Annotated in this window: 13 protein-coding genes; 6 read left to right on the top strand and 7 right to left on the bottom strand. The window is 47.9% G+C overall.

The window, feature by feature from the left end:
* Positions 1-111 precede the first annotated feature (111 nt).
* Both SDE_RS05695 and SDE_RS05690 read left to right on the top strand, forming a co-directional pair.
* Positions 112-1,494: a peptidoglycan DD-metalloendopeptidase family protein gene (locus tag SDE_RS05695; RefSeq protein WP_011467569.1), complete on the top strand. Its 1,383-nt coding sequence runs from the start codon at positions 112-114 to the stop codon at positions 1,492-1,494.
* Between the two features lie 13 nt (positions 1,495-1,507).
* Complete coding sequence (locus tag SDE_RS05690) at positions 1,508-2,623, top strand: anhydro-N-acetylmuramic acid kinase (RefSeq protein ID WP_011467568.1); 1,116 nt, start codon at positions 1,508-1,510, stop codon at positions 2,621-2,623.
* A gap of 72 nt (positions 2,624-2,695) precedes the next feature.
* Here the strand turns inward: SDE_RS05690 and SDE_RS05685 are convergent, their stop codons facing one another.
* Complete coding sequence (locus SDE_RS05685) at positions 2,696-3,349, bottom strand: SOS response-associated peptidase (protein ID WP_011467567.1); 654 nt, start codon at positions 3,347-3,349, stop codon at positions 2,696-2,698.
* A 69-nt stretch (positions 3,350-3,418) separates the two neighbouring features.
* On the opposite strand from SDE_RS05685, the gene cysE reads away from it, so the two are divergent.
* Positions 3,419-4,252, top strand: a complete 834-nt coding sequence (cysE, locus tag SDE_RS05680) for a serine O-acetyltransferase (RefSeq protein WP_011467566.1) — start codon at positions 3,419-3,421, stop codon at positions 4,250-4,252.
* Positions 4,253-4,292: 40 nt separating this feature from the next.
* Here the strand turns inward: cysE and epmA are convergent, their stop codons facing one another.
* On the bottom strand, positions 4,293-5,270 hold the full coding sequence (gene epmA, locus SDE_RS05675) for an EF-P lysine aminoacylase EpmA (protein ID WP_011467565.1): 978 nt from the start codon (positions 5,268-5,270) through the stop codon (positions 4,293-4,295).
* Between the two features lie 75 nt (positions 5,271-5,345).
* Complete coding sequence (gene efp, locus SDE_RS05670; protein WP_011467564.1) at positions 5,346-5,915, bottom strand: elongation factor P; 570 nt, start codon at positions 5,913-5,915, stop codon at positions 5,346-5,348.
* A 191-nt stretch (positions 5,916-6,106) separates the two neighbouring features.
* On the opposite strand from efp, the gene epmB reads away from it, so the two are divergent.
* The 3 genes from epmB to SDE_RS05655 all read left to right on the top strand — a co-directional run bounded on the left by epmB (position 6,107) and on the right by SDE_RS05655 (position 11,286).
* Positions 6,107-7,147, top strand: a complete 1,041-nt coding sequence (gene epmB, locus SDE_RS05665) for an EF-P beta-lysylation protein EpmB (protein WP_011467563.1) — start codon at positions 6,107-6,109, stop codon at positions 7,145-7,147.
* Positions 7,148-7,253: 106 nt separating this feature from the next.
* Complete coding sequence (locus SDE_RS05660; protein ID WP_041325320.1) at positions 7,254-8,981, top strand: hypothetical protein; 1,728 nt, start codon at positions 7,254-7,256, stop codon at positions 8,979-8,981.
* A gap of 220 nt (positions 8,982-9,201) precedes the next feature.
* The gene (locus SDE_RS05655) at positions 9,202-11,286 is read left to right on the top strand and encodes an EAL domain-containing response regulator (protein WP_011467561.1); all 2,085 of its coding nucleotides are present in this window, start codon (positions 9,202-9,204) and stop codon (positions 11,284-11,286) included.
* Positions 11,287-11,375: 89 nt separating this feature from the next.
* Here SDE_RS05655 and SDE_RS05650 read toward each other — a convergent pair whose 3' ends face one another.
* Genes SDE_RS05650 through serB form a run of 4 tightly spaced genes read right to left on the bottom strand, consistent with a single transcriptional unit; the run spans position 11,376 to position 14,520 of the window.
* Positions 11,376-11,864 carry a pilin gene (locus SDE_RS05650; RefSeq protein ID WP_011467560.1) on the bottom strand — a complete coding sequence of 163 codons (489 nt, stop codon included), beginning with the start codon at positions 11,862-11,864 and terminating at the stop codon, positions 11,376-11,378.
* Entirely contained in the window at positions 11,864-12,841 is a 978-nt protein-coding gene (locus SDE_RS05645) for a hypothetical protein (RefSeq protein WP_011467559.1), read from the bottom strand. Before SDE_RS05645 ends, SDE_RS05650 begins: the two co-directional genes overlap by 1 nt.
* A gap of 23 nt (positions 12,842-12,864) precedes the next feature.
* Positions 12,865-13,272, bottom strand: coding sequence for a hypothetical protein (locus SDE_RS05640; RefSeq protein WP_011467558.1), 408 nt, complete (start codon positions 13,270-13,272; stop codon positions 12,865-12,867).
* A gap of 30 nt (positions 13,273-13,302) precedes the next feature.
* Positions 13,303-14,520 carry a phosphoserine phosphatase SerB gene (gene serB / locus SDE_RS05635; RefSeq protein WP_011467557.1) on the bottom strand — a complete coding sequence of 406 codons (1,218 nt, stop codon included), beginning with the start codon at positions 14,518-14,520 and terminating at the stop codon, positions 13,303-13,305.
* Between the last annotated feature and the right edge of the window lie 21 nt (positions 14,521-14,541).

Here is a 14,541-nt window from a genome sequence, read left to right as displayed (position 1 = left end):
ACACACAAGTTTTTTTTGCTTAGTTTTCCAATATCGAATGATATTTGTACAGTTTTCTGTTATACATTAGCGTAATATTGTCAAGATTTGACGAAGTACCTGAGATTATTAATGGAAGCCTTTGAAAAAATTAAGAAAAGCCCTGCCTTAGGCTTTGTTAAGCACTTTCCACGCGCGCACTTTATAGCCGTTGCGGCTTTATCTGTGGTTCTCGTCGGCGCATCGATGCTTCCTAGCGATAATGCCTCGGCCAGTCGCCACGAACAGGTAATAGCCATCCCTGCACTAAGCCAGGTAGATGAGCAACCTATTACACTACCTGTAGAGCCGCCTCCCCCAGAGGTTAAGCAAACGCCCTATCGCATTTCAAACCAAACGGTGCGCTCAGGGGACAATCTATCCCTTATATTCAAACGTGCGGGCCTCAGCGATAAGCATATGATTGGCCTGCTTAATGGCAATGCAGATAGCAAGCGGCTTACCAAGCTGTTTCCGGGCCATACCTTAGAGTTCAGCATAAGCGATGAAGGCGAACTGGTTGAACTGCAGTATGTGAAAAGCCGCCTAAATAAGCTGGTATATACCAAGTTAGATTCGGGCTACGACTTTGAAGAAATTGTTCGTCAGCCAGATATCCATTCTGCTTCGCGCAGCGGCAAAATAAGCACAAGCTTATTTGATGCCGGCATGCAGGCCAATTTAGACGACCGCCTGATTATGGAATTTGCCAACATATTCGGTTGGGACGTGGATTTCGCCTTGGATATTCGCAAGGGCGACACCTTTAAAGTGCTATACGAAGAGAAATTTTTAGACGGTGAAAAGCTGGGCAATGGAGAGATACTTGCTGCGGAGTTTATTAACCAAGGCGAAGCGTTTCGCGCGGTGCGCTATGTAAACGAAGACGGCGAAAGCAGCTATTACGCCCCAGATGGCACCAGCATGCGCAAAGCATTTTTACGCGCACCTCTCGACTTCCGCCGCATAAGCTCTAACTTTAACCCCAAGCGCTTGCACCCTATTACTAAAGTAGTTAGGCCTCACCGCGGCACCGATTACGCCGCCGATAGAGGCACCCCCGTATGGGCGGCTGGCGCCGGCCGTGTTATCGCGTCGGGCTACACCCAATACAACGGCAACTATATTGTTATTCAACACGGCAACAATATTCAAACCAAATACCTTCACCTGCATAAACGCTTCGTTAAAAAAGGCGACCGAGTAAAACAAAAACAACGCATTGGCAGTGTAGGCTCTACCGGTTTGTCGCAAGCCCCACATTTACACTACGAGTTTTTGTTAGACGGCGTGCACCGCAACCCGCGTACAGTTATCAACAAACTACCTAAAGCAGATTCGATAGCAAAATCTGAGATGGCGCGCTTCCAAAACCAAACCCAAGTTTGGATAGCGGAACTTGAGCCAACCACAAACACCCGCTATGCGGCATCAGATATTCTAAGCGAAAGTGCCGAGGCGAAGTCGTCGCTGTAAGCAGGCAGTTATCATGAAACCCTCTTTGTTTGTAGGCGTTATGTCTGGCACGAGCGCAGATGGCATTGATGTCGCGCTCGTAGATTTTAGCCAAGCTACACCTGCACTAGTAGGCAGCGAATCGCATGCCTACCCCAACCACATTCGCGAGCACGTTTTAGGCTTGTGCACACCCGCCAACAACGAAATAGACGCTCTCGGTCAGCTGGATGTAGAATTGGGCAAATTGTACGCCCACGCGGTGAACTCACTACTGGCCAACACCCAAACACCCGCAGCACAAATCCAAGCCATTGGTTGCCACGGCCAAACCTTGCGCCACCGCCCGCTAGGCAGCGGTTATGCTAGCCCGTTTAGCTTACAAATTGGCGATCCAAACACTATTGCTGCCCTTACCGGCATTGCTACGGTGGCCGATTTTCGTCGCAAAGACGTGGCCCTAGGCGGCCAAGGAGCACCACTTGTGCCAGCGTTTCATGCGGCTGTTTTTGGCAGCACTACAACCGATAGATGTATCGCCAACATTGGCGGTATAGCTAACATTACCTGCCTACCCGCAAATAGCCATATTGCTGGCTACGATACAGGCCCTGGGAACGCGTTGATGGACGCATGGATAGAGGCCAATCAAGGCGCTAAATACGACGCAGGTGGCGCGTGGGCGCAAACCGGCAAGCTTAACCAGCCGCTGCTAGAAATATTGCTGCAACACCCCTATTTCGCGCTGCCAGCCCCTAAAAGCACTGGCCGCGAAGACTTTAATATGACATGGCTACAGGCCTGTCTAAACCAAACGAATTTACCGCTACCACCCGAAGATGTGCAGGCCACGCTCACAGAATTGACGGCTATAAGCCTAACCGACGGCGTAAAACGAAGCTGCCCCAACGCTGAGCTGGTCATTTGTGGCGGCGGAGCCTTTAACACCGCCCTACTTGAACGCATTCAACACCATTACCCCCAAAAGCCCACAGTAACGAGCCAGCAGCTTGGTATAGCACCAACATGGGTAGAAGCCATGGCCTTTGCTTGGTTGGCTATGCGCAGGCTAGAAAACCAACCGGGCAATGTCCCTGCAGTAACTGGCGCTAGTCGTGAAGCGGTGTTGGGCGGCATATACACACCCTAATGGTTCTCATTAGAGTAACGGTATTAGGCCAGTCTTTTTAGCTAAACCACATAATCAGCCAAACTCACTTAATCAGCCAAACAGGTCTGGCTCGCTATCGCCCTCAAGCGGCTTAATAAGGCGCTCATGATCATTCCTTACGCTGCCCACCTCGGTGGATACCGCGTAATAATCCAAATATTGATTCACCTGTACTGGCGGCTCATCCATTAATTGTATATCCCCTTGCAGCCACCCCTCTAACGCTTCAACAGGCAACACACAGGGCTGGCGCGGGTGCAACGCGTTTAGGTTTTCACACGCAGGGCGAGTAAGTAGGGTAAATGATGAGGCAGCTTGGCGCGGCTCCCATAGCCCCGCAACAAATAAAGGCTGCGATGCATGCTGCACAAGATAAGGTTGTTTTTTACCCCCCTCAACCCGCCACTCGTAATAGCCGAGCATAGGCACAATACAGGTGCGCTTTGCTCGCCAAGCATTGCGAAAGGCAGGCTTTTCGGCGGCGCTCTCTAAGCGGGCGTTAAAGGTGGCGTATTGTGTTTTGGCTTCCTTAGACCATGCGGGAACCAAGCCCCAACTCATCACCTGTGAGCCTTGCGCGGTAAGTAGAGGTACCTGAGTAGTAGGGGCAACGTTATAGCTCAATGCGCCGCCTGCAGGCCAACCCTTTAGCAAGGCTGCCCAGCGATGCATATCCGCTAAATGATTTACAAATCTACCGCACATGACTTTGCCCTTTGCTTTTAGTCTCATCAAACCCAATAATAACGCCTGAAACCCCATTTGGAGTGTGACATGCACAAAACAACACCCATTTCGACCCTTGCGGACCAAAAGTCTCAGGAGTTGGACCCAGTTTGGCAAACCATCCGCCAAGAAACTCGGGAACAAGTGGAAGAAGAACCCGCATTGGCGAGTTTCTTACACGCAACTATTTTAAATCACGATACACTAGAAAGCGCCTTGAGCTTTCACTTGGCCCACAAACTGGCAAACCCTGCGATATCGGCCCTGCAAATTCGTGAGATTATTGAAGAGTCGATGAGCCACGACAGCTGCATTAGCGAAGCCGTGCGCGCAGATATTCGCGCCGTTTTCGATCGCGATTCGGCCTGCAATTCGTATGCATTGCCCTTTTTATACTTTAAAGGTTTTCACGCGTTGCAAGCATTCCGCGTGGCCCACTGCCTGTACAAACGCGGTCGTAAATCTTTGGCCTATTTCTTACAAAGCCATATTGCGCTTACCTTTGGGGTAGACATTCACCCTGCTGCGCGCATAGGTAAAGGCATTATGATGGACCACGCCACAGGAATAGTAATTGGTGAAACTACCGTCGTCGAAGATGATGTATCGCTAATGCAAGGCGTCACCCTTGGCGGAACCGGCAAAGAAGCCAGCGATCGTCACCCCAAAGTACGCAAGGGCGTGTTGGTGGGCGCCGGCGCTAAAATTCTTGGCAATATAGAAATTGGCGAAGGGGCAAAGGTAGGCGCTGGCAGTGTGGTGCTTGAAGCTGTGCCTCCACACACTACGGTTGTTGGTGTGCCTGCACGCGTCGTCGGTGTACCACAGTCGCAAAGCCCAGCACTAGATATGAACCACGGTATTCAGTGCGATTGCGAGTAAATGATTAGCAGTTAAAGCGCGGTTGCTACCGCGCTTTAATTTAGCTTGGAGCAGTAAAAGGCAACACATCACTTAGCTTATCTGCCCCCAACAACGCCATTAGCAGGCGATCCACCCCCAAGGCTACGCCGGCACATTCGGGTAAACCGGCTTCAATTGCAGCCATAAACGCTTCATCTATTTGTGGAAGGCTTAAGCCTAGCTCTGCGCGTCGAGCATGGTCTGCGTTAAAACGTTTGCGCTGTTCAGCGGCATCGGTAAGCTCCCAGTAGCCATTTGCTAGCTCCACCCCGTTTATATACACCTCAAACCGGCGAGCTACGGCAACCCCATCGCTGCGCACTTTTACTTTTGCCAGCGCGCTCTGACAGGCTGGAAAATCAAACACGCACACACAGCCCTGTAAATTCGGTTCAATTAAGTGGCTAAATAACAAGTCCAACCAAGTGTTGCGGTGGTCATCATCCCAATCTACATTTAATTTAGCCTGCGCAATTTGCTTCAATTCGGCCACTGGCGCCGTATGCGGGTTAACCCCAAGCGCATTGTTAAACACATCTTCATAGCTTATTTCTGAAACAGCCCAATCATTAGTGGCTACAACCGCCCCCTGCTCTGCAAGCTGGTTTTTTACATAGCCAACCAAATCGAGCACCTCTTTACGCAAGTCTATATCGTCAAACCCAGGCCTATACCATTCCAACATGGTAAATTCAGGGCTGTGTTTTCGGCCCGACTCATCGCGACGAAAGGCTTTGCCCAAGTAGTACATTGACTCGCCAGTGCTCGCAAGCATGCGCTTCATAAAATACTCGGGCGATGTTTGCAAGTAACCCACTGGGTTGTTAGCCCCCATACTCACCGTTAATGGCTCAAGGTAGGGGTCGGTTACCGTGTGACGCCCAATAACAGGAGGGTCCACCTCTATGACGGCGCGCGGGTAAAAATATTCGCGAATAGCGCGCAATAATGCACTGCGCGCTTTTAAATTAATTGCAGATGCGGAGGGCTGCCACATAGTCGAACTCGTATAAATGGATTGCACAATTGAAAACGGGGCCAGAAGGCCCCGTTAGTAACGCTAGCGCTACGCTTATTTACTGGCTCGGCCTAGGTATTCACCAGTGCGCGTATCAACGCGTACCACTTCGCCGGTGGATATAAACAGAGGTACTTTTACAACCGCCCCCGTAGTAAGGGTTGCAGGCTTAGTGCCGCCTTGCGCAGTATCACCTTTCAAACCGGGGTCAGTTTCTACAATTTCCAACTCAACGTGGTTTGGCGGGGTAATAGCCAACGGCGAACCGTTGAATAAAGTAACAATTACTTTGTCTTGTTCGCGCAGCCACTTTGCGGAATCACCTACAGCGTTTGCGTCTGCTTGGTACTGTTCGAAGCTATCTGGCTCCATAAAGTGCCAAAACTCACCATCGGTGTAGAGATACTCCATGTCGCGATCCATTACATCGGCGCCTTCCAAGGTTTCGCCAGATTTAAACGTGCGCTCCCACACGCGGCCGGTTTTTAAGTTACGCAAGCGAACACGGGCAAAAGCTTGACCTTTACCAGGCTTAACAAGCTCGTTTTCTACGATTGCGCACGGGTCGCCATCTAGCATTACTTTTAAACCACTGCGGAAATCACTTGCTGAATACGTTGCCATTTTCGATCTCTAACCTTTAATGAACACTACCGGCACAACTTTTGTTTGAATAGCTGATTCAATAGCTGTTTAAATACGCGGCTTTAACCAAACACTGCTGCACGCACTAAGCGCCAGATAGCAGAGCCAAAACCCAATCTAACCCCGTTAACCTTACTGGACGGGCCAACGAGATTCCCAAAAAGGCGCTAATGATACAACGAACTATCCCAACATGGCAGAGTATAAGCTGGCAAGAAGAGCTTTCTTCGCTGATTACCGACCCTGCGGAGCTTTTGGAACGCCTAGAGCTGCCCGAATCACTGCTAGAAAGTGCGCAAAAGGCCAATAAGCTGTTTCCGCTGCGGGTGACGCAATCATACGCATCTCGTATAAAACCCGGCGATGTAGACGACCCATTGCTTAGACAGGTCCTGCCTTTGGGGGCAGAACTAACATCTCCCGCAAGCTACACCGCCGACCCATTGGCAGAGCAAAGCTTCAACCCTGCCCCAGGTGTTATCCACAAATATCACGGTAGAGTACTGCTTATTAGTGCATCGCAATGTGCCATTAACTGCCGTTACTGTTTTAGAAGGCACTTTGACTACCAAACCAACACCCCTAGCCGCGCAGAATGGCAAGAAGCGCTGCGCTATATAGCCGACAATGAATCCATTGACGAAGTGATTTTAAGCGGTGGCGACCCGCTAGCGGTATCCGACAGGCAAATGCAATGGCTAGTAAACCAAATAGCCGTCATACCGCATGTAACACGCCTGCGTATTCACACCCGCCTTCCCGTTGTTCTGCCAAACCGCATAACGAGTGAATTAGTTGATACGCTTGTCAAAACACGGTTGCAATGTGTAATTGTGGTGCATATTAATCATGCAGCAGAAATTGATGAGCACGTACATAACCGCCTGAAAATACTAAAAAAAGCAAATATTACCCTGCTAAATCAGTCAGTTTTACTAAAAGGTGTGAATGATTCAGCGTCTTGCCTAGTTTCACTCAGCAAACGGTTGTTCAGTTGTGGCATACTGCCTTACTATTTGCATCTATTAGATAAAGTAACGGGCGCCGCGCACTTTGATGTTGATGAAGCTTCCGCTATAGCGTTGCACAACCACTTGCTGGCTACTCTACCTGGCTACCTAGTACCCAAGTTAGTAAGAGAAGTACCCAATGCTGCATCAAAAACGGCGGTATACGGTGCCGAGCATAACCTAGGCTATACTAATAATTAGGTGTACATTGCGATATACACTACCTTTTACGTTACGACATAGGGCCGAACAAGCCGTGCGATAGGAGCACGAGCTATTACATTCATTGATGAAGCGTTTCGAATTCATGGCGGAAGAACAGAATCCAATTGAGCTACTCGCACAAATGGCATTGCCAGTGCAGGATCTGTCTCGCCTAACTTTTTGTAATAGCAATAAGCCCGCTAAGCTTGCCGAATGGGCAAGCGACCTAAAAGCCACGCAAATATCCCATACCAGTGTTGTTCTGTACAAAGCCCTACCCGAGCTAAGCAAATTAAAATGCAACTACAGTGTTCGCATGGAAATGCTAGAGCTTTTGCGGCCGCGGGTGCAGCATTGCATCACGGGGCTAACTAGAGAGTTTTTGAATCAACCGGTAGTACTGCCTGAAACGGCACAAAAAACAGCCATTGTCGCTCAGGCACTACAGAAACAAATGCTCGACGGCTACTTAGTATGCCTAGCTGACTGTATTAAAAGCGGCAGGCTCAAGCAGCAAACCTACACTGACCTGTCGCAAATATTACACCGCGCTATCACGGCAATTAGCCTTATTTTCTATCGCGGTTTTCAACTGTATACCCAACCGCCACAGGGCCTATGGAAATCACTACACGCGCTATACCAAATTAGTGAGTACTACGAATTAAATGAGAAGTCGGTGGTTGATGCCTTACTAGAAACCTCACGCACAACGACAATTAGCGCAGCCTATATTCGCACACTGCTGCTAGCTGCCAGCCGGCCTAATCAGCTAAACCAGCACGACGTTACACATTTAAACGCTGCACTCGAAACGTGGAGCGAATTAGTAAAGCTAAACAAAGGCATTACCAGCAACAAAAACAATCTGTTTATAGTGAATTTATCTGCTGGCACCCCACCCACTTACAAAAATAGATTCGACGGCAAACAAAGCGATTTATTACTTGAAATAGATATGGGCGCCCTGCTGGGCATGCTTGCCAAGATATCCACCGGCGAAAGTACACCTCAGTCGAGCGGCATACGTGTTGCTGCCGACTTCCCAGCAGCGCTTCTGCAGCACGCTTTAGATGCTTGGGGGCATGTGGCGCAGCGGGGGCAGGAGCGTCGCCCGGTTCAAGCGACAGCAGAAATATGTGCAGGCCTCACCGATTGCCATCAAGCTATTGCCGGCGGCATGTCGTTTAATGACTTTACTGGATCTATCAATCTGTCTAACCCGTTAAATGATCGCGAGTACGGCGATTTTCACAGCTCGGTAACACCCAATGGCGAGCGCAGCAAAGCAGCTGCAATGCCCGCCAACAAAGTAAGCATAGTGAATGCCAGCCCAGGGGGCTACTGTTTACTTTGGAAGGACAAAATGCCTTCCAATATTCAGGCGGGCGAAATAATCGCAATCAAAGAGCTTGGTCGCCTGCACTGGAGCGTTGCTGTTATTCGCTGGGTGAAGCAATTAAAACAAGCATCGCAACTGGGTATTAAGATTATTAGTCAGCACCCAAAGGCGAGTGCAATTGCGCAGGTTTACGATATGGGTGGCCATTCAGATTACATGCGCGCCATTCACGTGAGCCAAAAAGCAGATGGCCGCACGCAGCCCACACTTATTACCGCAACAGCGCCGTTTGGTGAGGGTGGGAAAGCAAAATTATTGAATGGAGAGCAAACACTCTCTATTAAACTGGGCAAATGCTTGTTTTCCACCAGCAATATCAAACAGTTTGCTTTTACACAGTTAGAACAAATGCAAGATGAAGAACCACGTTCAAGGCCCGTCACACCACCTAGCAAGCAATCTTTCGATTCTTCTTGGGATGACGATTAACAGGTTGTGATAAACATCCTGTTATCGCCGCCTATACGGCGTGGTTTCTGGACTTGCGACGAGTAACAGCGTTAAACTTGAGAAACAATTTTGCACTAACAGCATTGGGGACAAGCGATAAAATTGTTGGCTATCTAGCTGCACAACACCGTCGCCACCACAATCACCTCCCCTAGCCTGTTAGACCAATAAGCAGTCATTACCGGATCAAATAAACACTATGAGTCAAACCAGAACAATTAGACTGTTAATTCTAAATGACTCCCGTGCCGAAGCTGAGCGGCTAACAAGCATGCTCCACAATGCCGGCAGACCAGCACGAGCCCAATACGTAGAATCCGACGAAGCACTTAACAAGTTATTGCAAGAGAAAGGCTGGGACCTATTAATTGCTCACGATGAGACCACCAATCTTGTTCCGCAGGATGCAATTAGAGTTATCCGTCGGCTAAATAAAGATATTCCTACCATATTACTTACTGATAAAGAAGGCTCCCATCCCGTTGTAGAGGGGATGAAAATGGGCGCTGCAGATGTTGTGCGTTTAGATGAAGACCAACATCTGCTATTGGTAATAGAACGCGAACTAAACGCCCTCGAGCAGCGAGAGCACAGACGCTTTGCCGAACGCCGCCACAAAGAGGTTGAACGCCGCAATCAACAACTATTAGACAGCTCGCGAGATGCAATAGCCTTCGTTCAAGACGGCATGTTTTTATACGCTAATGATTCCTTTGCAGAACTGCTAGATCACGAGTCCCGCGACGACATTGAATGTATGCCGGTAATTGATGTTATTGCCGAAGCAGATCAAGCCGCTGTTAAAAAATTCTTAAAAGAATTCACCTTAAAAGGCAGTGATGTCGATACTACTGCTCTAGAGTTTTCAGCACTACTTGCAGACGACAGCACCAGAAAATTAAAAGTAGACGTGCGTAAAGCAACCTACGACGAAGAAAGCTGTATACAATTTGTTGTGCGCGCCAATGTGACAGACAACGAAGAGCTAGAAGCGCAACTCGCACAAATTAAAAACCAAGATATCGCCACCGGCCTATACAACAAAACTTACCTTATAGATATTCTCGACAAAGAAGTAAACAATGCCGTAAATGGCGTTTACAACAGCGCCCTATTCCATATAGGTATCGATGCATTTTCAGAAACAGTGCAAAGCAAAGTGGGTATCGCATCCGCCGACTTAGTGGTTGCCCAAATTGCACAATATGCAGCAGAACTCATGAAGAAGGGCGATACACTTTGCCGCTATAGCGAAGACTCTTTCATGGTGTTGATACCCAAAATCGACCCTCAGACAGCAGCCCAACGAGCAGAAAAGATTTGCCAACAATTACGTGACTATATTGTGGATGTAGATGGCTCCACAATGCAATTCACCTACAATATTGGTATATCTCTAATTAACGAGATTTCTACCAAGGCCGACATCCCTATTGATCACGCGCACAAAGCGCTTGAGCTTGCACGTAAATCCGACGACGCTTCCGTTAAAATTTACGAGCCAGAAAATAAAAAAGACACCAAGAAAAATATTGCTATCAAAGTCCAGCAGGCGCTGGATCAAGGTAAATTCAAGTTACTGTTCCAACCAATACTTAGCTTGCGCGGCTCGGAGAAAGAGCACTACGAGGTATTGCTGCGCATGGTTGGCCCAGACGACGATGAAGAAGTATCGCCGACAGAGTTTTTATCTAGCGCAGCCGAAATTGGCGCCACAACCAAAATTGATCGCTGGGTGATTTTAGAATCTATTAAGATTTTATCCGAACACAGATCGAACGGTAACAACACTCAACTGCTTATCAACTTAAGCCGAGAGTCCATGCTAGATGCCACCCTACCACCTTGGTTAGGCGTTGCATTTAAAGCCGCGAACCTACCTAAAGATTCTGTGATATTTCAACTAAATGAAATTGATGTAAACGATCATCTAAACGTTGCAGCAGACTTCACCAAGAAAGTGGCCGCCCTAGGCTCGCAATTAAGTATTAATCGCTTTGGCTGCGCCCTAAACCCATTTAAGGCGCTAGAAACAATCAAAGTACAATACATTAAAATTGACGGCTCGTTCACGCAAGAGCTGCAACAAAACGGCGAAGATACCCAAACACTTAACGAGCTTGTAAGTCAGCTACACCAACTGGATATGATTACCATTGTTCCATTTGTAGAGAACGCGAGTATTCTTTCTAAACTTTGGCAGTCCGGTGTGCACTACATTCAAGGCTTCTACCTGCAAGGGCCATCCGAGCAGATGAATTACGACTTTGATATGGAAAGCTAAGATAATTAATTAAAAAACATAAAAAGGGCTGCGTTATACAGCCCTTTTTGGTTACAGACATTAAACACCTAAAAACCAAACGTGAAGCGTTACATTACGCCGCGACATGAACTCGGTAGCAGCGATTTATCTATATCGGTTTTATTTTCACCAACGGCAACCATGCCCATTACCGGCTCGTCGTAACCACACACCCAGGTATAAGGGCTTTGCGGGCTACCCATCACAACGGCTGGACGTAGCGTTAACACTTTGCCATCCAAACTCGCACCAGCTTTAAACCCAAAGGTGACATGAAAAGCACCGCCTTCAAGCTCCACCCCTGTTACGAAATTGGAAAGCAGCTTATTGGCGGCGGGTATACCCGCTTGCGCATTAGTCGCGGGGAAAACATTGTGGTAGCGATGATACTCTTTTACATCGCCTTTTAACTCTTGCACGAGCGCCAACCCATCTACAATTTTTGCACGCGTCACATACTGGCTATAAGCAGGTAACGCCACTGCAGCAAGAATGCCAATAATGGCTACAACAATCATTAATTCTATAAGAGTAAACCCTTTAATTTTAGCTTCCATTACACCACCTCTCCTAAAGCAAATATTGGTAAATACATAGCAACAACTAACAATCCGACCAATACAAATATGGTCATCTGCACCAGTAACCCGCTTGCCATTTGCGCTTTTTCACAATGGACCAAAAATTCTTGTACGCCACTATCAAACTGGTAGTCAGCCTCTTCTGCTAATGTGCCAAGCTGCTCGCTATGCTGCAATGTGTGTTTTCGCGCTTTACCTAAAACAATATTTTTAAAACCAAAGTGACCGGCACTTTCATCCAAACTTTGCTGTAAGCCTTGTTCGGTTTTTGCCGAATGACGAATACACACTGTTAATAATAACAACAGCTCATGGTATTTTTCCGCGACGCGCTCGGCTATGGGCACGTGGCTTAACCATTTTGGTGCAGGCCTTAAATCGCTTACGCGAGAATTTAAATACATCAACGCAAATAACGGGCTACTCATCAGCACTAAAATAGCAAAGACAATTAAAATTCCCGGCCCTGTCACTAGCCCGATAAAAAACTCAGTAAAGTTTGGCAGTGATGCAGACAAATTTTCAAACGTGCGCAAAAAGCTCGGCAGTACTTTTGTGCTGTAAATAAATACAACCACAACCAGTATAAACATTAGATAACTGAGATAGGCCACTCTTGTGTATAGAGCACCAAAAGAAAGTGTTAAATTCTGATCAACAGAAGTTAACATTCTTCGCCAAGCTTCGAGCACTTGAGGCACATCTTCATCGGCAATGTGTTGCGCGGCTGCAAAACCAAATACCGATTCGTCCTTACTTGCGTTATCGCTCTCGCGCCCTAACTCGGGCTGAGCTATTTTCTGCCAAGCGCTCATTCTTGATGCAGGCATGGTTTGTACTACTGGGTCCAGCTGGGCAATGGCGTCCGAATGGGCTATGCCTTGGCGACGAAGATGACGATATTGCCGCAATAGGTAAGATAGATCGCTTAGCATTGTAGCGATTTTAGCCATGTTTATTTCCTTCTAGCTCTTCCTTAAAGAGGATGCATACATATTTGAGGCAACATATAGGGTACATCCGCCGAGCAACGAATAACCACCCTACGAGGAATGCCATCGATAGTTTTGGGAATGAATTGAAAGCGCATAGACGGACTGGATTCGTCACGATAAAAGGCGTTAAATACCCTATCTTCGCCAACAATAGAAAAGTACGGTGTATTTTGCCGAAAATGAAGGCCTTCTAAATGGCCATAGTAAGCTAGGTGCTCGGCCACATCTGCAGCAGCCCCTGCGGCTATCACTAGCGCCTCTCGCCGCTGGAACTTTTCTAAAAGCGGACGCGAGGCCACAACAATAGACGATACCGCAATCGCTATAAGCAATAAGCTTAAAGTCAACTCTGTAATACTGTCGCCAAAGCGGTACCCTTTTATAGCCACAACCAACCTCCTTTTGGTAATTGAAAGTGTTTATGCCTCGTTAATTTCCCTATCGCGAAAGCCCATCAAATATAAGATGGCATCCAGCCCCAAGGTAGATATGGCCTGCTTCGCTTCGGCCTTTACTAGCGGCTTGGCCCTAAAGGCTATACCTAAACCAGCAATACTCAACATGGGCAGGTCGTTGGCGCCGTCGCCGACTGCGACAACTTGCTCTAGGCTAATTTGTTCTTTTGCCGCCAACTCGCGAAGTAACTCAGCTTTGCGCGCGCCATCTACAATTTGCCCCGTTACACGCCCAGTAACCTTGCCATCAACAACTTCAAGCGCATTGGCAAATACGTAGTCGATACCTAACTTACTTTGTAAATATTGGCCGAAATAGTTAAAGCCACCGGATAATATCGCCGTTTTGTAACCTAATTTACGCAGCGAAGAAATTAAATGCTCTGCGCCTTCGGTGATTGGCAGTGTTGCAGCAATACTCTCTAAAACAGATACATCTAAGCCTTTTAGCAAAGCCATTCTGCGAGTGAAGCTTTCTTTAAAGTCCAGCTCACCGCGCATTGCGGCTTCTGTAATTGCTATTACCTCATCGCCCACACCGGCCGCTTTAGCCAGCTCATCAATCACTTCTGCTTCGATAAGGGTTGAATCCATATCGAAACATACCAAGCGACGAGTGCGACGGAACATATTGTCTTGCTGGAAGGCTATATCCACGTCGAGCTTAGAGGCTAAGTCGGCGAAATCGGCTCGCAGTTTACTGATATCTGCAGGCGTACCCCGTGCACTAAATTCAACACAAGCTTTAGTTTTATCGTTGTCGTGCTCCAGCGATACGCGACCAGACAAGCGGCTGATATTGTCAATATTAAGACCATGCGCTGCCACCACATGGGTTAGCTCTGCAATTTGCTCGGCAGTTATATGCCGCGCTAGTAGAGTAACAATGTGCCTAGGCTTACCCTGCTGTTGCACCCAGCCCTGATAGGAGCCCTGATCAATTGGATTAAAACGCACGCGCATTTCCAGCTCGGCCATTTTAGCTTCTATTGCGGCCAACACTGGCTCGGCATTACTGCCGCTGTTAAATTCCACCAGCATACCTAGCGACAATTGGTCGTGAATTACCGCTTGGCCAATATCCAATACATTAGCGCCGTTTTGAGCCAAAATTCGAGTTACTGCAGAGGTCACCGCCGGCTTATCGTGGCCAGAAATGTTAATCAATATAAGTTCGCGCACGTCTCTACTTCTATTTAATTA

It is taken from the genome of Saccharophagus degradans 2-40 (assembly GCF_000013665.1).
Classification (GTDB): Bacteria; Pseudomonadota; Gammaproteobacteria; order Pseudomonadales; family Cellvibrionaceae; genus Saccharophagus; species Saccharophagus degradans.
Note: the sequence above shows the minus strand (reverse complement) of the source record. Positions and strands in the feature narration are given on the sequence as shown.